21 protein-coding genes are annotated in these 23,797 nt (G+C 60.8%); 1 reads left to right on the forward strand and 20 read right to left on the reverse strand.

What is annotated here, in order from left to right:
* Nucleotides 1-56 precede the first annotated feature (56 nt).
* Nucleotides 57-761, forward strand: a complete 705-nt coding sequence (locus ACZ89E_RS20635; RefSeq protein WP_476257065.1) for a methyl-accepting chemotaxis protein — start codon at nucleotides 57-59, stop codon at nucleotides 759-761.
* A 35-nt stretch (nucleotides 762-796) separates the two neighbouring features.
* Here the strand turns inward: ACZ89E_RS20635 and ACZ89E_RS20640 are convergent, their stop codons facing one another.
* From ACZ89E_RS20640 to ACZ89E_RS20735, 20 genes are all read right to left on the reverse strand, one after another.
* A complete protein-coding gene (locus ACZ89E_RS20640) occupies nucleotides 797-1,267 on the reverse strand; it encodes an HIT family protein (RefSeq protein WP_149659147.1) in 471 nt (156 codons plus the stop codon).
* A gap of 61 nt (nucleotides 1,268-1,328) precedes the next feature.
* Nucleotides 1,329-2,297, reverse strand: a complete 969-nt coding sequence (locus tag ACZ89E_RS20645) for a ThiF family adenylyltransferase (RefSeq protein ID WP_427631553.1) — start codon at nucleotides 2,295-2,297, stop codon at nucleotides 1,329-1,331.
* Nucleotides 2,298-2,367: 70 nt separating this feature from the next.
* Complete coding sequence (locus ACZ89E_RS20650) at nucleotides 2,368-2,571, reverse strand: hypothetical protein (protein ID WP_476256348.1); 204 nt, start codon at nucleotides 2,569-2,571, stop codon at nucleotides 2,368-2,370.
* A gap of 221 nt (nucleotides 2,572-2,792) precedes the next feature.
* On the reverse strand, nucleotides 2,793-3,527 hold the full coding sequence (locus ACZ89E_RS20655) for an amino acid ABC transporter ATP-binding protein (RefSeq protein ID WP_123402566.1): 735 nt from the start codon (nucleotides 3,525-3,527) through the stop codon (nucleotides 2,793-2,795).
* Nucleotides 3,520-4,479, reverse strand: coding sequence for an amino acid ABC transporter permease (locus tag ACZ89E_RS20660; protein ID WP_476256349.1), 960 nt, complete (start codon nucleotides 4,477-4,479; stop codon nucleotides 3,520-3,522). Before ACZ89E_RS20660 ends, ACZ89E_RS20655 begins: the two co-directional genes overlap by 8 nt.
* Nucleotides 4,480-4,617: 138 nt before the next feature.
* Nucleotides 4,618-5,415 (reverse strand): transporter substrate-binding domain-containing protein, encoded by a 798-nt coding sequence (locus ACZ89E_RS20665; protein WP_149659143.1) that lies wholly within the window; start codon nucleotides 5,413-5,415, stop codon nucleotides 4,618-4,620.
* A gap of 302 nt (nucleotides 5,416-5,717) precedes the next feature.
* Nucleotides 5,718-8,288 carry a glucans biosynthesis glucosyltransferase MdoH gene (mdoH, locus tag ACZ89E_RS20670; RefSeq protein WP_463259152.1) on the reverse strand — a complete coding sequence of 857 codons (2,571 nt, stop codon included), beginning with the start codon at nucleotides 8,286-8,288 and terminating at the stop codon, nucleotides 5,718-5,720.
* Nucleotides 8,281-10,104, reverse strand: a complete 1,824-nt coding sequence (locus ACZ89E_RS20675) for a glucan biosynthesis protein G (RefSeq protein WP_149659140.1) — start codon at nucleotides 10,102-10,104, stop codon at nucleotides 8,281-8,283. Before ACZ89E_RS20675 ends, mdoH begins: the two co-directional genes overlap by 8 nt.
* A 275-nt stretch (nucleotides 10,105-10,379) precedes the next feature.
* A complete protein-coding gene (gene dtd, locus ACZ89E_RS20680) occupies nucleotides 10,380-10,817 on the reverse strand; it encodes a D-aminoacyl-tRNA deacylase (protein WP_463259150.1) in 438 nt (145 codons plus the stop codon).
* Nucleotides 10,814-11,785, reverse strand: a complete 972-nt coding sequence (gene pip, locus ACZ89E_RS20685; protein ID WP_149659138.1) for a prolyl aminopeptidase — start codon at nucleotides 11,783-11,785, stop codon at nucleotides 10,814-10,816. The genes dtd and pip overlap by 4 nt, the downstream gene beginning before the upstream one ends.
* A 103-nt stretch (nucleotides 11,786-11,888) precedes the next feature.
* Nucleotides 11,889-12,806 carry an alpha/beta hydrolase gene (locus ACZ89E_RS20690; RefSeq protein WP_476256350.1) on the reverse strand — a complete coding sequence of 306 codons (918 nt, stop codon included), beginning with the start codon at nucleotides 12,804-12,806 and terminating at the stop codon, nucleotides 11,889-11,891.
* 190 nt (nucleotides 12,807-12,996) lie between these two features.
* A complete protein-coding gene (locus ACZ89E_RS20695; RefSeq protein ID WP_149659136.1) occupies nucleotides 12,997-13,944 on the reverse strand; it encodes a choline ABC transporter substrate-binding protein in 948 nt (315 codons plus the stop codon).
* Between the two features lie 211 nt (nucleotides 13,945-14,155).
* A complete protein-coding gene (hutG, locus tag ACZ89E_RS20700) occupies nucleotides 14,156-14,956 on the reverse strand; it encodes an N-formylglutamate deformylase (protein WP_476256351.1) in 801 nt (266 codons plus the stop codon).
* A 10-nt stretch (nucleotides 14,957-14,966) separates the two neighbouring features.
* Nucleotides 14,967-16,172 carry an imidazolonepropionase gene (gene hutI / locus ACZ89E_RS20705; RefSeq protein ID WP_476256352.1) on the reverse strand — a complete coding sequence of 402 codons (1,206 nt, stop codon included), beginning with the start codon at nucleotides 16,170-16,172 and terminating at the stop codon, nucleotides 14,967-14,969.
* Between the two features lie 16 nt (nucleotides 16,173-16,188).
* Nucleotides 16,189-17,598, reverse strand: a complete 1,410-nt coding sequence (locus ACZ89E_RS20710; RefSeq protein ID WP_476256353.1) for an amino acid permease — start codon at nucleotides 17,596-17,598, stop codon at nucleotides 16,189-16,191.
* A gap of 145 nt (nucleotides 17,599-17,743) precedes the next feature.
* The gene (hutH, locus tag ACZ89E_RS20715) at nucleotides 17,744-19,276 is read right to left on the reverse strand and encodes a histidine ammonia-lyase (protein ID WP_149659132.1); all 1,533 of its coding nucleotides are present in this window, start codon (nucleotides 19,274-19,276) and stop codon (nucleotides 17,744-17,746) included.
* Between the two features lie 114 nt (nucleotides 19,277-19,390).
* Entirely contained in the window at nucleotides 19,391-20,914 is a 1,524-nt protein-coding gene (hutH, locus tag ACZ89E_RS20720) for a histidine ammonia-lyase (protein ID WP_476256354.1), read from the reverse strand.
* Between the two features lie 158 nt (nucleotides 20,915-21,072).
* Nucleotides 21,073-21,903, reverse strand: a complete 831-nt coding sequence (locus tag ACZ89E_RS20725) for a quaternary amine ABC transporter ATP-binding protein (protein WP_054054680.1) — start codon at nucleotides 21,901-21,903, stop codon at nucleotides 21,073-21,075.
* Nucleotides 21,900-22,751: an ABC transporter permease gene (locus ACZ89E_RS20730; protein ID WP_133837848.1), complete on the reverse strand. Its 852-nt coding sequence runs from the start codon at nucleotides 22,749-22,751 to the stop codon at nucleotides 21,900-21,902. Before ACZ89E_RS20730 ends, ACZ89E_RS20725 begins: the two co-directional genes overlap by 4 nt.
* Nucleotides 22,752-22,821: 70 nt before the next feature.
* The gene (locus tag ACZ89E_RS20735) at nucleotides 22,822-23,790 is read right to left on the reverse strand and encodes an ABC transporter substrate-binding protein (protein ID WP_476256355.1); all 969 of its coding nucleotides are present in this window, start codon (nucleotides 23,788-23,790) and stop codon (nucleotides 22,822-22,824) included.
* Nucleotides 23,791-23,797: the final 7 nt, after the last annotated feature.

Consider the following 23,797-nt stretch of genomic DNA (forward strand, 5'->3'; position numbering starts at 1 on the left):
CCGGGGTCAACAGCCAGAAGGTGGAAACCGATCAGGTGGCCACCGCGATGCACGAGATGACCGCCACGGTGCAGGAAGTCGCGCGTAACGCCGAAGAAGCCTCCGAAGCCGCCGTCGCTGCCGATCAACAGGCCCGTGAAGGTGACAAAGTGGTCGGCGAAGCCATCGCCCAGATCGAACGCCTGGCCATCGAAGTCGGTAACTCGACTGTCGCCATGAGCGATCTGAAGCGCGAAAGCGACAAGATCGGCAGCGTGCTCGACGTGATCAAATCCGTGGCGCAACAGACCAACCTGCTGGCGCTCAACGCCGCCATCGAAGCGGCCCGTGCCGGTGAAGCCGGACGCGGTTTTGCCGTGGTCGCCGACGAAGTCCGCAGCCTGGCCCAGCGCACCCAGAAGTCCACCGAAGAAATCGAAGAGTTGATCGTCGGCCTGCAAACCGGCACCCAGCAAGTCGCGACCATCATGGACAACAGCCGCAGCCTGACCGACAGCAGCGTCGAACTGACCCGCCGCGCCGGTGGCTCGCTGGAAAGCATCACCCGCACGGTGTCAGCGATCCAGTCGATGAACCAGCAGATCGCTGCAGCCGCCGAGCAACAGAGCGCCGTGGCCGAAGAGATCAACCGCAGCGTGCTGAACGTGCGCGATGTGTCCGAGCAGACCTCGGCGGCGAGCGAAGAGACCGCGGCGTCCAGCGTTGAGCTGGCGCGGTTGGGGACGCATTTGCAGATGTTGGTTGGGCGGTTCAAGGTTTAACAGGGGAAAAGGGGCCTGCACCCAGGCCCCCCGACTTACTCTGCAAGCCCGGCGACACGGCGAATGTGCCGTGCCATGGATGCCAAGTCCTGGGTAGTTTCGCCTTTGAAGTCATGAGATGAGATGTAACCCTCGTAACGCTCAAAGTACTTGTCGATGTTCGAACTGATGGGCTTGAAGGCGCTTGAGTCACCAGTGCCGTGCATGGGAAAGAGTTTGGCGTGCAAATGGTCAACTCCGTAACCTTCCAGCATCAGTGCGGTGCGACCGACATCTGCAAAGGATTCGTCGAGCAGCAGTGCAACTTTCTTGGCCGCTATGATCAGCCCCGATAACACTTCATCGGACTGCGCGAATGCATAACTTCCAAAGTGGCGCTTTGGAACAACCACCGAAAAACCCGGCGTATTGGGATAAATGGAAAGGAATGCGGCATGGGCATCATCCTCCCAAATCAAATGCATCGGCGCCTGACCGTCGATCATCTTGCAAAAGATACATTCCATGTGATTGAACCACCCTCGGTACTCTTTATTTTTCGACAGTTAGACAAACGATTTCATCCCACTAACCTAACAACGTATTGAACTTCAAAGGCACACTATTGGCGTCCCAGACAACGCTATGTTGTTCTGAACTTCCGAGCGTACGAGACGCCAGCGCTGCAATGACCGAAGACGCCAATATCGAAGCCAGGCCGAAATTACTTGGGCCATAACTGGGCATGATCCCCTTTGGCAAACGCTGCCATTCGAATGAGCGAGCGGATGTCCCGACACCGGCCATCGAATCAGTCTCCTGATGGCCGCTACCGTTATAAAAATTAGTCATGCACATACGATGCAGATAACCGCCGCTGACCACAGGAATACGATGTTTATCGGCCAGTCGCTTGCACTCACTGGCCAGCGTGGCCGGTTCGTCAGCGGTCACCACGACGGCGTCGTAACCCTCTGAGATCAAGCGATCAGCGTCATCCAGATCAAGTTGGCGCTTGATCGTCTGGACGTTTATATCCGGAAACTTTTCTTGCAGGATTTCCTGCAGCACGTCTGCCTTGAACCCGCCAACGTCGCTTCGACGCCAGAACAACTGCCGGTTCAGGTTGCTTTCTTCAATGCGGTCGCCGTCGCTCAGCGTCAGATGCCCAATGCCACTGCCCGCCAATAGCATGCTGGCAGTGCTGCCAATGCCGCCGCAGCCAAACAGCAAAATCCGCGAGCGCTGTAACGTGGCCATGTCTTCCAGCACGTCCTCACAGGAGCGGGCGCTGCAAAGCAGATAGCTGACGGTGCGACTGGTACGTGGGTCCTCAAGCAATTGACGTACACCCTGCATGGCGCAGGCTGATCCTGGAACCAGTGCACCAGCGGTGTCCAGCGCCTCAAGCATCGCCGTCTCCCCCTGCCCCGCCAGTTGCACGACGCCCGAGGGACCACTGATGTACATTCCGCCATCGTGTATGCCGTACAGGGTGGAGGGCGCAACCACGCCCATGAATCCTGAACCGGCAAAAAAATCATCCTGATTGTTCATCACACACTCACCCTCAAACCTCGTCCCGCAAGGGACGAGGTCAACACTCATGAAAGTCTTGGTTCAAGTCTTAGTTACAGAGCGGGGTGAAGCCATGCTTGCGCATATACGCCAGTTCCTGAGAAGTGCAAGGGAGCTGACCGTAAGCAACTACTTTATTGCCCGGTTGCATTTTGTATTCGGCCACGAATGGGTTTGCCGGTTTAACTTCATCCGCCTGAACGGTAGAAGAAATAGCCGCCACACCTGCCAACAGAGCGATAAGGCCAAACATTTTCTTTTCCATAAGAATAAATGCTCACCAACAGTGGGTTAATTGAAGTGGAATGCGCAACTTCTTGATGCGCTTTCAATAAACGCGACGATCAGTTAGAAATTTAGACTTCACGTAAATTAAAAATTAAATACAACTCACGCGCGTCGCAGCCTTCGACAACACAAGCAGTTTTATATAAAAACCAAGCTGTCGAAGGCTGCGATTTTTTAGCGCCGGGGTTACAGAACCTGCCGCAAAAACGCCTGCGCCCGAGGATCCTTCGGCGCATCAAAAAACTCGGCCGGCGAAGCGTCTTCCAGCAATTTGCCGTGATCGAAGAACAACACCCGATCTGCCACTTCCCGGGCAAAGCCCATTTCGTGGGTCACGCAGACCATGGTCATGCCTTCCACGGCCAGGGTTTTCATCACGTCCAGCACTTCACCGACCATTTCCGGATCCAGCGCCGAGGTTGGCTCATCAAACAACATGACCTTCGGTTCCATCGCCAGCGCCCGGGCAATCGCCACGCGCTGTTGCTGACCGCCGGACAGGCGTGACGGAAACTCGTTGGCCTTTTGCGCGATGCCGACCTTCTCCAGCAACGCCAGGGCCTTGGCCTCGCGTTCCTTTTTGCCGCGCTTGCGCACGACCTTCTGGGCCAGGCAGAGGTTTTCCAGCACGGTCATGTGCGGGAACAGGTTGAAGTGCTGGAACACCATGCCGACTTCCCGACGATAGGCATTCACGTCGGTTTTCGGGTCGGCCAGTTGCAAACCGTCGATGCTCACCGAGCCCGAATCAAACTCTTCCAGACCATTGAGGCAGCGCAGGAAGGTCGATTTGCCGGAACCCGACGGCCCGATCACCACCAGCACTTCGCCCCTGGCCACGGTCGTGGACACGTTATCCACCGCGCGCACCACCTGGCCACGGGTGTCGAAGACTTTTACCAGATCGCGGACTTCAATCACTTTGCGCGAGCCTCCGCTCAAGCCGGCTGGCGATTTTCGACAGCGGCAGGTTGATCAACAGGTACAGCCCGGCCACGCAGAACAGGATTTCGAACGGCGAGAACGAGGTGGTGATGACTTCGCGGCCACTTTTCAGCAGTTCGGTAATCGCGATCACCGACACCAGCGACGTGTCTTTCACCAGGCTGATGAACTGCCCGGCCAGCGGCGGCAGCACGCGTTTCAAGGCTTGCGGCAATACCACGTGGCGCATCGACTGGCCAGCGCTCAAGCCGAGCGAGCGCGCGGCTTCGTTCTGCCCACGGGCAATCGACTGCACGCCGGAACGGATGATCTCCGCCACGTAGGCGCCAGTGAACAGCGACAGCGCGGCGATCCCGGCGAACTCCCGGGACAGGTTCATTACCGTGCCGATGAAGAAGTAGAAAATGAAGATCTGCACCAGCAGCGGCGTACCGCGCACCAGTTCGACGTAAAGGGTCGAAAGGTCGCGCAGGGTCGGGTTGTTCGACAGCCGGCACAGGCCGGCCGCAAGGCCGATCAACAGCCCGAGCACGCCAGACACCACGGACAGCCACAACGTGGTCCACAGGCCCCACAGCAACGGTCCGGCGGCCCAATGCCGGGTGACACCGATCACGTCGCCTTCCGCCACGTCATCGCCCCGGGCGACTTGCAGGCTGTTTTCATCGACGATCAGGTGTTGTTCTGTACCTGCGTCATTGCGCAGGGTGACTTCGGCCTTGTCGCCCTGGCGCACCAGTTCACTGACCGTGGAGATATCGGCGGCGCGCTGGGATTCTTCGGCGTGGTAGGCGAAGTACTGCGGCACGCGGTTCCAGCGCCATTCGTAGGCCATCAGCGAGGTGGCGTAATACAACGCGCCGGCCAGGCCGATCAGCACCAGCACCGTTAACACGTGCCAGGGCAGTTGGGATTTCTTGTGTTTCATTTGCTTTGGAGATTCCGGATTTGTGTCGCCTGGGAGGCCGCCTTCGCGGGCAAGCCTCGCTCCTACAGGGGAACGCATTCCAAATGTAGGAGCGAGGCTTGCCCGCGAATGGGGCGGCGCGGTCTAGCTGACCGAGCCTTATTCCATGTCCTTGAGCCAAGCGGTGTCTTTAAACCACTTGTCATGGATGCGGTCGTAGGTGCCGTCTTCGTGGATCTGGTGCAGGAAGTTGTTGATGAAGTTGAGGCTGTCGTAGTCGCCCTTCTTCAAGCCGAAGGCCAGCGGCTCGTAGGTGAACGGCTTGTCGAGGAACACCAGTTTGCCGGCGCCGACCTTGTTCACCGCGACCACGTTGTACGGGGCGTCGTAGATGAAGGCGTCGGCCTTGCCGTTGACCACGTCGAGCACGGCTTCCTGCTCATTGTCGTAGCCGTGGTACTTGGCTTTGGCGATCAGCTTCCTGGCGACCATCTCACCGGTGGTGCCGAGCTTGGAGGTGATGCGGTACTCGTCGGTGTTCAGGTCTTTGTAGGACTTGATGGTGCCTTCCAGGTCCTTGCGGATCAGCAGGGTCTGGCCGACGACGATGAACGGTTCACTGAAGTTCAGGCGCAGGTTGCGTTCCTGGGTCAGGGTCATGCCGCTGCCGATCATGTCGAACTTGTCGGTCATCAGGGCCGGGATGATGCCGTCGTATCCGGTGGACACCAGCTCCAGCTTGACGCCCATGGCCTTGGTCATAGCCTTGAGGAGGTCGACTTCGAAGCCGATGATCTCGCCACGCTTGTTGGTCATTTCGAACGGCATGTAGGTCGGGTCCATGCCGACTTTCAGCGTGCCGCGCTTGACCGCGTCATCGATGGCACCGGCCTGCGCCGCGTTGACTGCAACCAATGCCGTGACGCCGACCAGCAGCATCGAGAGATACTTCTTCATCATCAAGTCCCCAAAACCATTGCGGTGTGAGGCGCGCAATCGGCGGTTTTCGTTAGAAAACCGGAAGATACGAACAGAAAGCTGTCCGGGCGCACCAATTCGGGGACGGATCCTATCGCACTCGTTCGTTTGCACAAGGGTTAGCGCAGGAATTTGATCGTTCCCACGCTCTGCGTGGGAATGCAGCCCGGGACGCTCCGCGTCCCAAGAGCGGACGCAGAGCGTCCATGGAGGCATTCCCACGCAGAGCGTGGGAACGATCAGTCGGGCCAAAAAAAACCCCGCTTTCGCGGGGTTTTTCATTACGCCAACTGAGGCTGTGCACTCAATGGCTTGAGCGGCAACAGCGGCGCATGGGGATCGGCTTTCACCGATTTGCGCCAGGCGTCCAGCCACTCGGCGTGACCTTCGCTCCAGACCGCGTCATGCAGACGACCCAATGCCACCGGATCGCTCAGCAATTGCAGGCGCTCATGGTTGTTCAGCCCGGCAGGGCCGGCCTTCAACGCATGACGAACCCGTTCGACGCGCAACCACTCGATCGGCTCGGCCTGACCGTGACGGGACGTCGCCAGCGCGCACGCCAACGCATTCTGCTGTGGATCGACCACCGCCCGGATGAAGCCGTCATTCAGCGCGTGATAACGGTTTTCATGGGTGTACTGGTCGGTCGCCACCAAGGCCTGTGGCGGATTGTATTCCTCAGGGATCAGGAACAGGCTCTCGTCACGGGACTTGAGGCCCAGGCCGACACGGCTGGAGATCACCGACACCGGGATCGACAGCATCAACGAACCGACGATCGGTACCAGCCACCAGAGAAAGCTCGGGTTCAGCCAGATCACCAGCAGGGCCCAGAAGAAGCCCAGCAAGGTTTGCGGACCGTGGCGCTTGACCGCCTCGCTCCATGGCGTGGAGTCGTCGTCACGTTGTGGCGAGTTCCAGGTCGCGGCCCAGCCGAGGAACGCGGCGAGCACGAAGCGGGTGTGGAAAATCATCCGCACCGGCGCCAGCAGCATGGAGAACAACATCTCCAGCAGCATCGACGTCGTCACCTTGAACTTGCCACCGAACTCTTTCGCGCCCTTGGCCCAGATCAGGATGATGCTCAGCAACTTCGGCAGGAACAGCAGCACGACGGTGGTCGAGAACAGCGCGACGGCCTTGTCCGGGTGCCATTGTGGCCACAACGGATAGAGCTGGCGCGGCGCCATGAAGTACTGCGGCTCCATCAGGGTGTTCACCGCCAACAGCGCGGTGGACAACACCAGGAAGAAGAACCACAACGGCGCCGACAGGTAAGACATCACGCCGGTCAGGAACACCGCGCGGTGCACCGGGTGCATGCCCTTGACCAGGAACAGGCGGAAGTTCATCAGGTTACCGTGGCACCAGCGACGGTCACGCTTGAGTTCGTCCAGCAAGTTCGGCGGCAGTTCTTCGTAGCTGCCCGGCAAGTCGTAGGCAATCCACACGCCCCAGCCGGCACGGCGCATCAGCGCGGCTTCGACGAAGTCGTGGGACAGAATCGCACCGGCAAACGCACCTTTACCCGGCAACGGCGCCAAGGCGCAGTGCTCGATAAACGGCTTCATGCGGATGATCGCGTTGTGACCCCAGTAGTGGGATTCACCCAACTGCCAGAAGTGCAGGCCGGCGGTGAACAGCGGACCGTACACACGGGTCGCAAATTGCTGCATCCGCGCATACAGGGTGTCCATGCCCGACGCACGTGGCGCGGTCTGGATGATCCCGGCGTCCGGCGTGGCTTCCATCAAGCGCACCAGACTGGTCAGGCATTCGCCGCTCATCACGGAGTCCGCGTCGAGCACGACCATGTACTTGTAGTCACCGCCCCAACGACGGCAGAAGTCGTCGAGGTTGCCGCTTTTACGCTTGACGCGACGACGACGGCGGCGATAGAAAATCTTGCCGAAGCCCTTGGCTTCCCGGCAGACGTCCAGCCAGGCCTGTTGCTCGGCGACGCAGATATCGGTTTCGTTACTGTCGCTGAGGACGAAGAAGTCGAAGCGGTCCAGGTCACCCGTGGCCGCTACCGACTCGAAGGTCGCGCGCAGACCGGCAAACACCCGTGGCACGTCTTCGTTGCAGATCGGCATCACCAGTGCGGTGCGTGCGTCCTTGGCGATCGGCTCATTGCCGGCGCTTTTACCGGAAATGCGGTATTTGTCGTGACCGGTGAGCAACTCGAGGAAGCCCATCAGCGCAGTCCAGAAACCGGCCGACACCCAGCAGAACAGAATCCCGAACAGAATCAGGATGCTGGTTTGCAAGGCATAAGGCAGGACCTGCATCGCAGTTTGCGTCAGGGACTGGTTGATGATTTCGTCCATGTCGACGAACGACCAGCCCTGGTACGGCATGATGCCTTTCATGTACCAGCCGGCCACGATGGTCTGGCCGAGCATCAGCACCAGCAGAATGTAGCGACGGATCGAACCGACGGTGCGCCAGCGAGCCGCTGGCAACACGCGTTCATCCTTCGGCGGGGCTGGTGGATTGGTGCGACCGGTCATCCGGCGCCAGCCGCGCACCAGGATGTTGGTACGCCACGGCTCCGGCACGACCTTGGTCCGACGGATCGGCGGAGTCGCTTTGAGTACGACACGACCACTGGCGTCAAGCGCCAGCATCTCCGCTTCTTCCAGCTCTTCAGCACTGTTGAGGAGCAAGCGTTTGCCCACCGAGGCTTGTGCAGCCTCGGCAGGAGCGTCGAACGTCGAAGACGAAAGACGCTGGTGCAGTTCACTGAAGGACTGGCAGCCTGCGAGTTCCGCGCGCTGCTCGTCGGTCATCGGTAAATGCGCCAGATACTCGGAGAGAGTCTCTGGCTTTAGTTGAGAATTACTCATCGGCAGGCAACTGGTAGCTCCAGGTCTCGGTCAGGACTTCTTCAGTCTCGTTCGATTCCGGTGTGGCTGGGGCCGCGTCCGCAGCAGCAGGCTGCTTGGCGTCTTTGTTGTCCTTGTTCTTGGCATCGGTCACTGGCTTGGCATCAGCCTGCTTGGCGTCTGCCTGCTTGGCGTCCTTGGTTTCCTTGTCCACTTTCTCTTGCTGCTTGGCGGCGACTTTGTCGGCCTTGGCAACAGAGGAGCTGGAGGAAGGCACCAACGACTTGGCCAGATCTTCAGGCTGGATCTTCTGGACCAGTGCCGCGCGCATCTCGGTGGCCTTGCTCGGATCCTTGATTTTCATGCGCAGCATCAGGCGCCAGCCCTTGGTTTCAGGGTTGTAGCGCACGGTGTTCTCGACCAGTTCGGCATTGTCGCCAATGCTGACCTGGCTGCGCACGTCGGCGTTTTCCGGCAAAGCGGCCAGGGACGGGCCTTCGAAGTCCACCAGGTAGGCAACGCTGCCATCCGGCTGACGGATCAGGTTCGACTGTTTGACGTCGCCGGTGGAACGCAGGGTCTGTTTGACCCAGGCGCTGTCCGGTGCGTGAATCGAGGCTTCGTCAATGGTCCAGTGCATGCGATAGGCGACGTCGAGTGGCTGGCCTGGTTCAGGCAGTTTTTCCGGGCTCCAGAAGGCAACGATGTTGTCGTTGGTTTCGTCGGCGGTCGGAATTTCCACCAGGTCTACAGAACCCTTGCCCCAATCGCCTTTTGGCTCGATCCACGCACTTGGGCGCTTGTCGTAGCGGTCGTCGAGGTCTTCATAGTGGCTGAAGTCACGACCACGCTGCAGCAAGCCGAAGCCACGCGGGTTTTCGATGGCGAAGTTGCTGACCGCCAAGTGTTTTGGATTGTTCAGGGGGCGCCAGATCCACTCGCCGTTGCCGGCATGGATCGACAGACCGCTGGAGTCGTGCAGTTCGCGGCGATAGTTCAGCACTTTCGACGGCTGGTTGGCGCCGAACAGGAACATGCTGGTCAGCGGCGCAACGCCAAGCTTGGTGACTTTGTCACGCAGGAACATCTTGGCCTTGACGTCGACCACGGTGTCGCTGCCTGGACGCAGGGTCAGACGGTAAGCACCGGTGGCACGCGGGGAATCCAGCAGGGCGAAGATCACCAGGTGCTTGTCACCTGGCTTGGGCTGTTGAATCCAGAATTCGGTGAAACGCGGGAATTCTTCGCCGGACGGCAAGGCGGTGTCGATGGCCATGCCGCGAGCGGACAAGCCATAGGTGTGACCCTTGCCAACCACGCGGAAGTAACTCGCGCCGAGCATGGTCATGATTTCGTCTTGCTTGTCGGCCTTGTTGATCGGGTACAGCACACGGAAACCGGCATAACCCAGTTGTTCGGTGGCTTTAGGATCGAACGAGACATCGCCGAAATCGAAACGACTTGGGTCGTATTTGATCTCTTCGACGGTGTTGGCCGTGATTTCGTTGATTTTCACCGGGGTGTCGAAGTGCATGCCCTGGTGATAGAACGACAGCTTGAACGGGGTTTTCTGATCGGCCCACTCGGCTTTTTCAGTGCGGAAACGAATTTTCTGATAGTCCGCGAATTTCATTTCGCGGAATTCGTTCGGCAGGTTACTGCGCGGGGCTTCGTATTTCTGCCCGGCCAGCTCTTTCGCCTTGACCGACACATCATCCAGGTTGAATGCCCAAAGCTGGCCGGCGCTGAGCAGGCACAGCAGTGCAGAGCCCGCTACCAGAGCGCTTCGGAACCGTTGGGCAGACAATTTTGGTGCATTACAGGGACTAACAATCACGAGCAACCCTCGCCGAAAACAGATCAAAAAACCAACGGCCAGCTATCTATATGCCAGGTTGGCGAGCATTGTTCCGACTCCTATGGGGCTAAATGATTCCCCAACAGGTCCGGGCAAGTCTCTACATAAGTCAAATGGGCCAACGAACGCTGATCCCCGTAGCGCGCGATTATCTAGTAGGCCGCGTTACAAAGCATCAGGGGGTAACAAAGTATTTATCGCGCAAAACCCCTGTTTTCAGTCGAAACGCCCTGAAAAACAGGTTTCAGGGCGTTTCAGGCCTGTAACAGGAAGGTGACCGGGCCATCATTGACCAGATGCACCTGCATATCCGCGCCGAATCTACCTGATGCCACAGTGCCATGCACCTCTTTCGCTTTGCCTAATAGATAGTCGAAAAGTTCTTCACCCAGAGCCGGAGGTGCCGCGGTCGAAAAACTCGGGCGCAGCCCACTCTTGGTGTCGGCCGCCAGGGTGAATTGCGAGACCAGCAGCAACCCACCGCCAACGTCCACCAGGGACAGATTCATCTTGCCCTCGGCGTCACTGAATACACGATAGTTAAGCATCTTATGCAGAAGTTTGTCGGCACTGGCCCGAGTGTCCCCGGGCTCGACCGCCACCAATACCAGCAAACCCTGGTCGACGGCACCGACCACCTCCCCCGCTACCTCGACACGCGCGCCTCGCACGCGCTGCAACAGACCCTTCATGCTTCTTCAGGCGGCAGATCAAGCAAGCGTCGGGCCATCTGACCGGCGGCACGTACCAATGCATCGGTGATGCCCGGTTCGGAGGCGGCGTGGCCGGCATCGCGGATGACCTGCAGTTCGCTGTTCGGCCAGGCCTGGTGCAATTCCCAGGCGTTGTCCAACGGGCAGATCACGTCGTAACGGCCATGGACGATCACGCCAGGCAAATGGGCGATCTTGCCCATGTCGCGGATCAGCTGGTTCGGTTCAAGGAACGCATTGTTGGTGAAGTAGTGGCATTCGATGCGGGCAATCGACAAAGCGCGCTGTGGTTCGGAGAAACGATCGACCACCAGCGGGTTCGGGCGCAGGGTCGCGGTCCGGCCTTCCCAGGTGGACCAGGCCTTGGCCGCGTGCATCTGGGCGATCTGATCGTTGCCGGTCAGGCGCTTGTGGAAAGCGGTGAGCAAGTCGCCGCGCTCGTCCAGCGGAATTGGCGCGATGTAGTCCTGCCAGTAGTCGGGAAACAGGCGACTGGCGCCGGCCTGGTAGAACCACTCGATTTCCTGCGGACGGCACAGAAAGATCCCGCGCAGGATCAGGCCGTGCACACGCTCGGGGTGGGTTTGCGCGTAGGCCAGCGCCAGGGTCGAGCCCCAGGAGCCGCCGAACAATACCCATTTTTCGATATTCAGGTGCTTGCGGATCCGTTCCAGGTCGGCGACCAGATCCCAGGTGGTGTTGTTTTCAAGATTGGCGTGGGGCGTGGAGCGACCGCAGCCGCGCTGGTCGAAGGTGACAATGCGATACAGGTTCGGATCGAAATACCGACGGCTTTGGGCATCACACCCGGCGCCGGGGCCGCCATGGATGAACACCACCGGCAAACCTTCCGGGGAACCGCTTTCGTCGACGTACAGCGTGTGAGTCTTATCGACGGCCAGATCGTGCCGGGCGTAGGGTTTGATCTGCGGGAACAAAGTCTGCATTGCGCGCTCCGTAAGGGGTCGGGTCATCCCTGGGGGGACTTCTATTATTCTGCCGTCCGGCATCATAAACCCGAATTACGTCAATGAGCATGCCCTTGCAACGTCAGAGCCTGTCAGCCAGAAACCCGACCAGCGTTTCGTACAGTCGGTCGACCTCGGCGACCTGCCCGCGACCCCGCAGGCAGCCGTGCACCAGCCCTTCGCCGTAGTAAAGCGTTGCACTGACGCCCGCGGCATTGAGTCGCTCGGCATAGCGCACACCGTCGTCGCGCAGCGGGTCGAATTGCGCCACGGCGATCCATGCAGGGGGCAAACCGCTGAGATCGTCGGCAAGCAGGGGCATGGCGTAGGCGCTCGGTGGTGCGTTGCCGCGCAAGTAAAGGGCGTGATAGCAATCCACGTCGCGGCCGCTGAGCAACGGCGCGTCGGCGCATTCGCTGCGGGACGGTAGACGGTGATCGCCACCCAGGCCCGGGTAAATCAGCACTTGTGCGGTGGGCAACGGCTCGCCCGCGTCGCGTAACGCCAGGCATAACGCGGCGGCGAGATTGCCACCGGCGCTGTCTCCGGCGACGACCATTCGCTCCGGGTCGAACCAGAACGGCCCTGACCGAAGCGCCTGCCAGACCTTCAGGCAATCGTCGAACCCGGCCGGGAACGGATGCTCGGGCGCCAACCGATAATCCACCGCGACCACCATCGCTCCCGTCACCGATGCCAGTTCGGCGCAGATGAAGTCATGGGAATCCAGATCCCCGACCACCCAGCCACCGCCGTGTAGATACAGGATGCACGGCCAGCCGCTGGTCGGCGGCGTCACCGGGGGACGATAGGAACGCACCGCCACGCCCGCGAGGGTGAAGTCGGTGACCTCAAGCCCGACGGGCCGGGGCGGGGTAAACGCCCGGCACATCTCGCTGTAGGCCTGGCGCAACCCGGTGAGGCTGCTGTCGGTGCTGTTGAAGCCGAGGGTTTTCTCGACGAAGGCCGACATTTGGATAGAAAGAGGGTAAGGAGCCATGGACCGGCCTTTAGTCACGGATAAATTGAGGTGCTTTTGTGGCGAGGGGGCTTGCCCCCGTTCGGCGGCGCAGCCGTCGTAAAACCGGCTGGCAGAGTGCATCTGATGCTACTCGGCTGAATGGTTTTGGGGCTGCTTCGCCGCCCAACGGGGGCAAGCCCCCTCGCCACAATGTGCGCACACCTGCCGATCAGTTTTTGAGGCTGGCCTGCACCGTCGCCACACCCTCTTTACCATCAAAACTGCTAACCCCCGCCAGCCAACGCTGAAGGTCTTCCGGATGCTCACGCAACCACTGCTTGGCAACGTCCTGCGGCGTCTTGCGTTCCATGATCGGCACCATCAACTGGCTTTCCTGGGACGCGGTGAAGGTCAGGTTTTGCAGCAGGCGATTCACGTTCGGGCAGCGCTCGGCGTAGTCCGGGGCGGTGACGGTGGAGACGGTCGCCGCGCCTTCGTTCGGGCCGTAGACGTCTTCGCTGCCGGTCAGGTAGGTGATGTTCATGTTGATGTTCATCGGGTGCGGGGTCCAGCCGACGAACACCACGAATTCCTTGCGGTTCACCGCCCGTTGTACGGCGGCGAGCATGCCGGCCTCACCGGACTCGATCAGTTTGAAATCCTTCAGGCCAAAGTGATTGGTTTCGATCATGGTCTTGATCGTGGTATTGGCGCCGCTGCCCGGCTCGATGCCATAGATCTTGCCGCCCAACTGGTCTTTGAATTTGGCGATATCCGCGAAAGTCTTCAGCCCGGCCGCTGCCACGTATTCAGGTACGGCGAGGGTTGCCTGGGCATCGGCCAGGCTCGGCTTGTCCATGACCTTGACCTGATTGGCCGCCACGAACGGGGCGATGTTCTTGTCCATCGCCGGTTTCCAGTAACCGAGGAAGATATCGAGGCGCTTGTCGCGGATGCCGGCGAAGATGATTTGCTGCACGGCGCTGGTTTGCTTGCTGTCGTAGCCCAGGCCATTGAGCAGCACATCAGCCATGCCGCTGGTGGCGATCACATCGGTCCAGTTGACCACGCCCATGCGCACGGCTTTGCAGGACGCGTCGTCACTGGCCATGACGCTGGTGCTCAGGAGAGCGGTGCCGCAGAGGATTGAGAGACAGCGGGTGAACAGTCTTTTCATCGGAGGGATCTCGTGCGGCAGCAATTATTGTGGGATTCGGCGTCTTTGTGCACCGTGCCCAGAACATTACGCAGCAGACGAGCGGTAAAAGCGAACTGTGGCGACCGAGATTTGCACGGTGGCGACTTGATAGCGAAGTGCTGATCGTTCCCACGCTCTGGTCTGCGTGGGAACGATCAGCGCGCTCAGTGTGGGAACGGTCGGCGGCCGGTTACGCGTAGTGCTTCTGGCCCCAAGCCAACAACCCTTCCAGCAATTCCTTGAGCACCACCTGCGTCGGCGCCGCCAGGTCCGGGCGATAGCGGAACGGCTCAAACTCTTCCATATACGTGCACTGCCCCAACTCCAGTTGCACCGCGTGGATGTTTTCGGCCGGGTTGCCGTAATGGCGGGTGATGTGGCCGCCCTTGAAGCGTCCGTTCAGCACATGGCTGTACTCGGTGTGTTTGGCGCAGATCGTTTCCAGTTGCGTGGCCAACTGAGGATCGCAACTGGCGCCGTTGAAGGTGCCGAGGTTGAAGTCCGGAAGTTTGCCGTCGAACAGGTGCGGGATGATCGAGCGGATCGAGTGCGCATCGAACAGCAGCGCGTAGCCGAACTCGGCCTTCAAGCGTGCCAGTTCGCTCTGCAAGGTGCGGTGATACGACGTCCAGATCTGTTCCAGGTAGGTCGCGCGCTCGGCCGCCGTCGGCTCCATGCCCTCGCGGAACAATGGAATGCCATCGAACAGTATCGACGGGTACAGGCCGGTGGTGGCGCCGACGTACATCGGTTTGTCGTCGGACGGTCGGTTCAGGTCGATGACAAACCGCGAGTACTCGCCGGCCAGGGTGCTGGCGCCCAGTTCGGTGGCGAAATCGTAAAGCTGCGGGATGTGCCAGTCGGTGTCCGGCAGGCTTTTCGCGTCGGGGATCAACCCGGCTTCGACCACAGGCGTCAGGCGCAGGCCGGCGTGGGGCATGCTGATCAGCAGCGGCACGCGGCCTTGTTTGAAGTTCAGAACCTTATCCACAACTGCTCTCCTAAAGACTTGTCTCGACGCCGTGACGCACGACGCGTTTTTCCAGGTCGCCGCCCAGCCAGTACGACAGGTCGGCGGGACGATCGATTTGCCAGGCGACGAAATCCGCAACTTTGCCGACTTCCAGCGAACCATGGGTATCAGCCATGCCCAGCGCGGTAGCGGCATGAATGGTTGCGCCGGCCAGGGCTTCTTCCGGGGTCATGCGGAAACAGGTGCAAGCCATGTTCAACATCAGGCGCAGCGACAACGCCGGCGAGGTGCCGGGGTTGAGGTCGCTGGCGATGGCGATTTTCACCCCGTGCTTGCGCAGGGCCTCCATGGGCGGCAACTGGGTTTCGCGCAGGAAGTAGAACGCCCCCGGCAGCAGCACCGCGACGGTGCCGGACTGGGCCATGGCGATGGCGTCGTCTTCGTCCATGAATTCCAGGTGATCGGCGGACAGCGCGTGGTAACGCGCGGCCAGACTCGAACCGTGCAAGGGCGACAACTGCTCGGCATGCAGCTTCACCGGCAGACCGAGTGCCTGTGCGGTGATAAATACGCGCTCGACCTGCGCCGGCGAGAACGCCAGGTATTCGCAGAACGCATCCACCGCATCCACCAGCCCTTCGGCGGCGAGAGCCGGCAGCATCTCGGCGCAGATGTGATCGATGTAGTCGTCGGCGCGATCCTTGTATTCCGGCGGCAAGGCGTGCGCCGCCAGGCACGTGCTGCGCACGCTGACCGGCAACTCGGCGCCGAGGCGACGCGCGACCCGCAGCATTTTGCGTTCGTTGACCAGGTCCAGACCGTAACCGGACTTGATTTCGACCGTGGTCACGCCGTCGCGCAGCAGGCTTTTCAAACGCTTGGCGGCGCTGACGAACAGGTCATCTTCAGTGGCCGTACGGGTGGCGCGTACGGTGCTGGCGATGCCGCCACCGGCCGCGGCGATGTCCGAATAGCTGACGCCTTGCAGACGCTGTTCGAATTCACCGCTGCGGTTACCGCCGAACACCGTGTGGGTGTGGCAGTCGATCAGGCCCGGCGTGACCCAGGCTCCTTTCAAGTCGTTGACCGCCGGGTAGTCACCCGACGGCAATTGAGCACGTGGGCCGATCCACTCGATGTGCGCACCGGACGTCACGATGGCCGCATCCTCGATGATCGAGTAGACGCCTTGCGCCATGGTTGCGACGTTGCAGTGTTGCCAGAGCGTTTTCATCCTGGCCTCCGTTAGGTTATCGATGAGAAAAATCAGGGTTTCGCGTCACTAATGCAGCTTTACCGGCCGCGGGTTTGACCCAGGTCAGGTAGGCCAGCACCAGCAACACGATCCAGACCACGCCAACGACCAGCGCGGCCTGGGTATCCGGGAAGTAGCCGAGCACGCCGAAAATAAACAGCATGAACGCAATCGCCGCTATCGGCGCATAAGGCCAGAACGGCACCGGGAATTTCAGTTGCGCGACCTGTTCGGCGCTCATGGAACGGCGCATCGCCACCTGGGTGAACAGAATCATCAGCCAGACCCACACCGTGGCGAAGGTCGCGATGGAGGCGATCAGCAGGAACACGTTCTCCGGGATCAGGTAGTTCAGCAGCACGCCCAACAGCAGCGCGACACTCATCACCACCACGGTCATCCACGGCACGCCGTTGCCGGACAAGCGGGCGAACCCCTTGGGTGCGTGGCCTTGCTGGGCCAGGCCGTACATCATCCGACCCGCGCCGAAGATGTCACTGTTGATCGCCGACACCGCCGCCGAGATCACCACGATGTTGAGGATGGTCGCTGCCGAGCTGATGCCCAGGTTGTCGAAAATCTGCACGAACGGGCTGCCCTGGCTGCCAATCTGCTGCCACGGGAAGATCGACATCAGCACAAACATGGTCAGCACGTAGAACAGCAGGATGCGCAACGGCACGGCATTGATCGCCCGGGGCAGCACGTGCTGCGGGTCCTTGGCTTCGCCGGCGGTGACGCCGATGATTTCAATGCCGCCAAAGGCGAACATCACCACGGCGAACGAGGCAATCAGGCCACCCACGCCGTTGGGCATGAAACCGCCATGGCTCCAGAGGTTGCTGATGTCAGTCGCCTGGGCGCCAGGGGCGGTGCTGATGCCGAACAGCATGATGCCGAAGCCGCCGAGGATCATCGCGACGATGGCCGCGACCTTGAGCAGCGACAGCCAGAACTCCATTTCGCCAAAGACTTTGACGTTGCACAGGTTCAGGCCGCCGACCACCGAAACGATGCCCAGGACCCAGATCCAGCGCGCGACTTCCGGAAACCAGAAGCCCATGTAAATACCGAACGCGGTGACGTCAGCCATGCCGACGATGACCATTTCAAACGCGTAGGTCCAACCGAGGATGAAGCCCGCCATCGGCCCCAGGTAGGTGCTGGCGTAGTGACCGAACGAGCCGGCCACCGGGTTGTGCACCGCCATCTCACCGAGGGCGCGCATGACCATGAACACCGCCGCGCCACCCATCAGGTAGGCGAGCAGTACCGCAGGCCCGGCCATTTGAATGGCCGAGGCAGAGCCGTAGAACAGCCCGGTGCCGATCGCCGACCCCAGCGCCATGAAGCGAATATGTCGGGCAGAGAGCCCGCGTTTTAATCCTTTTGCTTGCGGTTGCATTGCTCGTCCTTAATTATTTTTATTGGTGGAGTTGATCGTACCCATGCGCAGCAAAGGAATGCCTCTGGGGACGCTCCGCGTCCAGTGACGCGGAGCGTCACGGGCTGCGTTCCCACGCAGAGCGTGGGAACGATCACCAACAGACTTACAGGCTCGGCAACAACTTCGCCGCTACCAGCTCGTTCAGGCAACGGGTCGCCAACAACTCGCTCGCCGCATTGATGTCCGGCGCGAAGAAGCGGTCCTTCTCATAGAACGGCACTTCGGCACGCAGGATGGCGCGGGCCTTTTCCAGTTTGGTCGAGGTCTTCAGACCGTCACGCAGATCAAGGCCCTGAGCCGCCGCCAGCCACTCGACCGCCAACACGCCGCGCGTGTTTTCGGCCATTTCCCACAGACGCTTGCCAGCGGCCGGCGCCATGGACACGTGGTCTTCCTGGTTGGCAGATGTCGGCAGGCTGTCCACCGAATGCGGATGGGACAACGCCTTGTTCTCGCTGGCCAGGGCCGCCGCCGTCACCTGGGCGATCATGAAGCCGGAGTTCACGCCGCCATTGGCCACCAGGAACGGCGGCAGTTGCGACATGTGCTTGTCCATCATCAGCGAGATACGACGCTCGCTCAGGGAACCGATTTCCGCGATAGCCAATGCCATGTTGTCAGCGGCCATGGCCACTGGCTCGGCGTGGAAGTTACCGCCGGAGATCACGTCGCCTTCAGCGGCGAAGACCAACGGGTTGTCGGACACGGCGTTGGCTTCGACGGCCAGCACTTCGGCCGCCTGACGGAACTGGGTCAGGCAGGCGCCCATGACTTGCGGCTGGCAGCGCAGAGAGTACGGGTCCTGGACCTTTTCGCAGTTCTGGTGCGAATCGGACACTTCACTGCGCTCGCCCAACAGATCGCGGTAAGCAGCAGCGGCGTCGATCTGGCCTTTTTGGCCACGGGCGGCGTGAATGCGTGCGTCGAACGGCGAGCGCGAGCCCAACACCGCTTCAACGGTCATGCCGCCAATGGCCAGGGCGCCGGCGAACAGGTCCTCGCCTTCGAACAGACCGCGCAGTGCATAAGCGGTCGACACCTGGGTGCCGTTGAGCAGCGCCAGGCCTTCTTTGGCCGCGAGGGTCAGCGGCGTCAGGCCGGCGACTTTCAGCGCTTCGGTGGCTTCCATCCACTCGCCCTTGTAGCGCGCCTTGCCTTCGCCCAGCAGCACCAGGGACATGTGCGCCAACGGCGCCAGGTCGCCGGATGCACCGACCGAACCTTTCAATGGAATGTGCGGGTAAACCTCGGCGTTGATCAGGGCGATCAGCGCGTCGATGACCACGCGGCGAATCCCGGAGAAACCACGGCTCAGGCTGTTGACCTTGAGCACCATGACCAGGCGCACCAGTGCGTCGCTGATCGGCTCGCCGACGCCGGCGGCGTGGGACAGAACGAGCGAGCGCTGGAGGTTTTCCAGGTCTTCGCTGGCGATGCGGGTCGAGGCCAGCAGGCCGAAACCGGTGTTGATGCCGTAGGCGGTGCGGTTTTCGGCGAGGATCTGTTCCACGCAGGCAACGCTGGCTTCGATCTGGGCCGAGGCGCTGTTGTCGAGGGTGAGTTTCACCGGTTGCTGATACACATCACGCAGTTGGGCAAGGCTCAGTTGGCCGGGAATCAAATTAAGCGCAGTCACATCGTTCTCCTTTTGAGAGTTTTTTATTAACTCACCAGACGCTCCGGAGATGTCCGTTGTCCGTCGCGTCTCGTTTGTGGGGAGACGCGCCTTGGCACGCTGGTGTTGTGGATTTCAGTTCAGATTGGGTAAAGCCATTTGCAGCAAAATCGGGTCTTTCAGCACGCTGGCAGCGGCGGCGATGTCCGGTGCCAGCCAACGGTCCTGGTCGTAGGCCGGAACCCGTTCGCGCAGCAGACGCCAAGCGGTATCGGTGCCGGCGCCGAAGCGTTGTTCCTTGAGGAATTCAAACGCCTGGGCCGCCAGCAGGTACTCGATGGCGAGGATCTGCGTGACGTTTTCCAGGGCGCGGTGCAGCTTCAGCGCGGCGTTGGTGCCGAGGCTCAGGTGGTCTTCCTGCAGGCCAGAGGTGACGTAGTTGTCGAGCACCGCCGGTTGCGCCAACTGGCGGTTTTCCGCACACAGCGAAGCGGCGACGTATTGGACGATCATCATCCCGGAGTTCACCCCCGGATTGGCCACCAGAAACGCCGGCAGACCGCTGACGTGCGGGTTGATCAAGCGATCCAGACGCCGCTCGGCAATCGAGCCGATTTCGGCCATGGCCATCGCCAGCAGATCCGCCGCCATCGCCACGGACTGGCCGTGCGGGTTGGCCTGGGACATCACCCGGAAGTTGTCCGGCGTGCCCAGCAGCATCGGGTTGTCGGTGACCGAGTTGAGTTCGGTTTCAATCTGCTTTTTCGCGTGCTCAAGCTGATCGCGAGCGGCGCCGTGAACCTGCGGAATCGAACGGATGCTCAAAGCATCTTGCGTGCGAATGCCGAGGCTTGTAGCAATCACTTCACTGCCATCGAGCAGCGCCCGCAGATTGACGCCGACGTGCTGCATGCCCGGGTGTGGCTTGAGCGCGATGATCTCGGCATCAAACGCCGCAATCTGACCGCGCTGGGCTTCGAAACTCATGGCACCGATCACGTCGGCCCATTGCACCAGGCGCGTCGCATCGGCCAGGGCCAGGCAGCTCAGACCGGTCATGCACGGCGTGCCGTTGACCAGGCACAAACCGTCCTTGGCGCCGAGTTGAACCGGCTCCAGACCTTCCTCGGCCAGGGCTTGCTGCGCGGAAACGATCTGCCCGCGATAGCTGACATTGCCGACGCCCAGCAGCGTGATGCTGATGTGGGCCATGTGGGTCAGGTAACCCACCGAACCCTGGGACGGCACTTGCGGGGTGATGCCGCGATTGAGCAGCGCCAGCAAGGCCTCGACCACCCGGCGATGGATGCCGGATTTGCCGTGACTGTAGTTGCGGATCGCGGCGCAGATGATGGCGCGGGTCTGTTCGTCGGCCAAGGGCGCGCCAACGCCGCAAGCGTGGCTGAGCAGCGTGTTGCGCGACAGTTGGCTGAGTTGTTCGTCTTTCAGCGAGACATTGCACAAGGCGCCGAGGCCGGTGTTGACGCCGTACGCACGCTCACCGCTGGCGACGATGCGCTGCACGATGGCCTGGGCATTGTCGATCCGTGCCCAGGTCTCGGCCGACAGCTCAAGCTGCGCGCCATGACGGGCGACGGCGACCACATCCTGCCAACGCAACGGGGCGTCGGCGATAACGATTTTTTCAGCCTGGGACATCTTTGACCTCTTGAAGTTGATCGTTCCCACGCTCTGCGTGGGAATGCCGCCTGGGACGCTCCGCGTCCCGTGTTCAGCGCAAGGTTCAAGCCCGGCGCAGGGGTGACGCGGAGCGTCACGGGATGCATTCCCACGCAGAGCGTGGGAACGATCGACTGTTAAACCACCGCAGCCCGCCGCTGCACGAAGCGGTCAACATACTCATCCGCCGGCGAATGCAGGATCTCTCGCGGCGTGCCGACCTGAATCAACCGGCCATCCTTGAGAATCGCAATGCGATTACCGATGCGCACGGCCTCGTCGAGGTCGTGGGTGATGAAGACGATGGTCTTGTGCAGGGTCTTTTGCAGTTCCAGCAACTGGTCCTGCATCTCGGCACGGATCAGCGGGTCGAGGGCGCTGAACGCTTCGTCCATCAAGATGATGTCGGTGTCTGCCGCCAGGGCGCGGGCCAGGCCCACACGTTGGCGCATGCCACCCGAGAGCTGGTGCGGGTATTTGTTTTCGTAGCCTTTGAGGCCCACGGTGTTGATCCAGTGCAGCGCACGCTCGGAGCACATTTGCTTGCTCTCGCCACGCACTTTCAGGCCGTAGGCGACGTTGTCGACCACGGTCTTGTGCGGCAGCAGGCCGAAGCTCTGGAACACCATGCTGATCTTGTGGCGACGGAATTGGCGCAGGGCTTCCATGTCGTATTGCAGGATGTCCACGCCGTCCACCAGGATCGCGCCGCTAGTCGGATCGATCAGGCGATTGAAGTGACGCACCAACGTCGATTTGCCGGAACCGGACAGGCCCATGATCACGAAGATCTCACCGGTGCCGATGCTCAACGACAAATCGTTCACGCCGACCACGCAGCCGGTTTCGGCCAGCACCTGATCCTTGGTCTTGCCCTGGCCAATCATGCCCAGGGCTTCCTTGGAACGGTTGCCGAAAATCTTGAAGACGTTTTTGACTTCGATTTTGCTCACGGTTGCGTCGTTCATTTGCTCACCTCATGCCGTGGCCGACCGTACGCTTGCGTAATGCGGTCGATCACCACTGCCAGAATCACGATCGCCAGACCGGCTTCAAGGCCACGTCCGACGTTGAGGGTCTGAATCCCCACCAACACGTCTTCGCCCAGGCCACGGGCACCGATCATCGAGGCAATCACCACCATCGACAGGGCCATCATGGTGGTCTGGTTAATCCCGGCCATGATGCTCGGCAGGGCCAGCGGCAGTTGCACGCCAAACAGTTGCTGCCAGCGGTTGGCACCGAAGGCGTTGATCGCTTCCATCACTTCGCCGTCGACCTGACGAATGCCCAGGTCAGTCAGACGAATCAGCGGTGGTGCGGCGTAGATCACCGTGGCGAAAATCGCCGGGACCTTGCCCAGGCCGAACAGCATCAGCACCGGGATCAGGTACACGAAACTCGGCATGGTCTGCATGATGTCCAGCAGCGGCATCAGCACCGAACGCAGGCGATTGCTGCGCGCCGAGAGAATGCCCAGGGGGATGCCGATCAGCACCGAAATGATCGTCGCCACCATCATCAGCGCCAGGGTTTGCATCAGCTTGTCCCAGAGGCCGACCGCGCCGACCAGGAACAGCAGGCCGACGATCACCGCCGTGGTCACGACTTTACGGGTCGCGTGCCAGGCCACGCCCGCCACGATGAGCAGCATCAGCCACCACGGCGCCGCACGCAGCATGCCTTCAAGATTGACGATGGCCCACAACAGGGTGTCGGAGATGTGCCGGAACACGTCGCCGTAGTTGGTGACCAGCGAATCGACCCAACTGTTGACCCAGTCGGCGATGGAAAAGGTAAAGCTTTCGGGAAACATAAGAGACTCTCAATCAAGGGGTTGCGATCAAGCGTCCGACTGCCGTCGCCAGCAGTCGGAGAGGCTCAACCTACAAGGCCGCGTCGATTTTCTTGGCTGCGTCGTCGCTCACCCATGCGTGCCAGACTTCAGGATGTTCCTTCAAGAAGATCTTGGCCAGTTTTGGCGATTCGATCCGCTCTTTGGTCATGCGCCCCAGGTTCTGGTTCAGCAGGTCGATTGGCAGGTTGACCTTTTCCAGCACGGCCACCAGTTCCGGGGCCTGCTCGTGGAACACCTTGGACAGGCCGACCTTGATGGTCACGCGCTTGTCGACGCCTGGCTTCTCTTCGAGTTTGACCAGGTCCACCTGGCCCATCAGCGGGGTTGGCGACCAGTAGTAGAACAGGATCGGCTCACCACGCTTGTAGCTCGACAGCACGGCCGCATCCAGCGCCGGGCCGGTGCCTGGGCGGAAGTTGGTGTAGGTGCTTTCCAGGCCATAACTTTTCAGCATTTCGCTGTTGTCGAGTTCACAGGTCCAGCCGGCCGGGCAGTTGTAGAAACGGCCCTTGGACGGCTCTTCCTGATCCTTGAACACCGAGGCGTACTTGGCCAGGTCGGCGATGTTTTTCAGGTCCGGTGCCTTGGGTTCCAGCTTGCGCTTGGCGTCGCCTTCGATCACGTAGCGCGGCACGTACCAGCCTTCGACTGCGCCCACCACTGGAGCGCCGACACCGACGACTTTGCCGGCCTTCTCGGCCTTGTTCCAGACCTCGCTGCGGCCAACCCACTCTTCGGCGAACACCTGGATGTCGTTGCTGCTCAGGGCGTTTTCCATGGTGATGGAGTTGCCCGGCAGGCTGTCGGTCTTGCAGTCGTAGCCTTTCTCCAACACGACTTGCAGCACGTCGGTCAGCAGCATGGCGCTTTCCCAGTTCAGGCCGGCGAATTTCACCGGTTTGCCCGATTCGCACCAACCGGCAGCCTGGGTGGCGCCGGCGCTGGCGAGCAGGCCCATGGAAAGCAATGTGGTCAGCAGGGTCTTGTTCGATTTCATTGTAGTG

This window comes from Pseudomonas sp. TE3899 (assembly GCF_056279105.1).

Coding starts and splice junctions, on each gene's coding strand:
- ACZ89E_RS20635 (WP_476257065.1), top strand. CDS start 57: ATGACCGCCACGGTGCAGGAAGTCGCGCGTAACGCCGAAGAAGCCTCC.
- ACZ89E_RS20640 (WP_149659147.1), bottom strand. CDS start 1,267: ATGGAATGTATCTTTTGCAAGATGATCGACGGTCAGGCGCCGATGCAT.
- ACZ89E_RS20645 (WP_427631553.1), bottom strand. CDS start 2,297: ATGAACAATCAGGATGATTTTTTTGCCGGTTCAGGATTCATGGGCGTG.
- ACZ89E_RS20650 (WP_476256348.1), bottom strand. CDS start 2,571: ATGTTTGGCCTTATCGCTCTGTTGGCAGGTGTGGCGGCTATTTCTTCT.
- ACZ89E_RS20660 (WP_476256349.1), bottom strand. CDS start 4,479: ATGAAACACAAGAAATCCCAACTGCCCTGGCACGTGTTAACGGTGCTG.
- ACZ89E_RS20665 (WP_149659143.1), bottom strand. CDS start 5,415: ATGAAGAAGTATCTCTCGATGCTGCTGGTCGGCGTCACGGCATTGGTT.
- mdoH (WP_463259152.1), bottom strand. CDS start 8,288: ATGAGTAATTCTCAACTAAAGCCAGAGACTCTCTCCGAGTATCTGGCG.
- dtd (WP_463259150.1), bottom strand. CDS start 10,817: ATGAAGGGTCTGTTGCAGCGCGTGCGAGGCGCGCGTGTCGAGGTAGCG.
- pip (WP_149659138.1), bottom strand. CDS start 11,785: ATGCAGACTTTGTTCCCGCAGATCAAACCCTACGCCCGGCACGATCTG.
- ACZ89E_RS20690 (WP_476256350.1), bottom strand. CDS start 12,806: ATGGCTCCTTACCCTCTTTCTATCCAAATGTCGGCCTTCGTCGAGAAA.
- ACZ89E_RS20695 (WP_149659136.1), bottom strand. CDS start 13,944: ATGAAAAGACTGTTCACCCGCTGTCTCTCAATCCTCTGCGGCACCGCT.
- hutI (WP_476256352.1), bottom strand. CDS start 16,172: ATGAAAACGCTCTGGCAACACTGCAACGTCGCAACCATGGCGCAAGGC.
- ACZ89E_RS20710 (WP_476256353.1), bottom strand. CDS start 17,598: ATGCAACCGCAAGCAAAAGGATTAAAACGCGGGCTCTCTGCCCGACAT.
- hutH (WP_476256354.1), bottom strand. CDS start 20,914: ATGTCCCAGGCTGAAAAAATCGTTATCGCCGACGCCCCGTTGCGTTGG.
- ACZ89E_RS20725 (WP_054054680.1), bottom strand. CDS start 21,903: ATGAACGACGCAACCGTGAGCAAAATCGAAGTCAAAAACGTCTTCAAG.
- ACZ89E_RS20730 (WP_133837848.1), bottom strand. CDS start 22,751: ATGTTTCCCGAAAGCTTTACCTTTTCCATCGCCGACTGGGTCAACAGT.
- ACZ89E_RS20735 (WP_476256355.1), bottom strand. CDS start 23,790: ATGAAATCGAACAAGACCCTGCTGACCACATTGCTTTCCATGGGCCTG.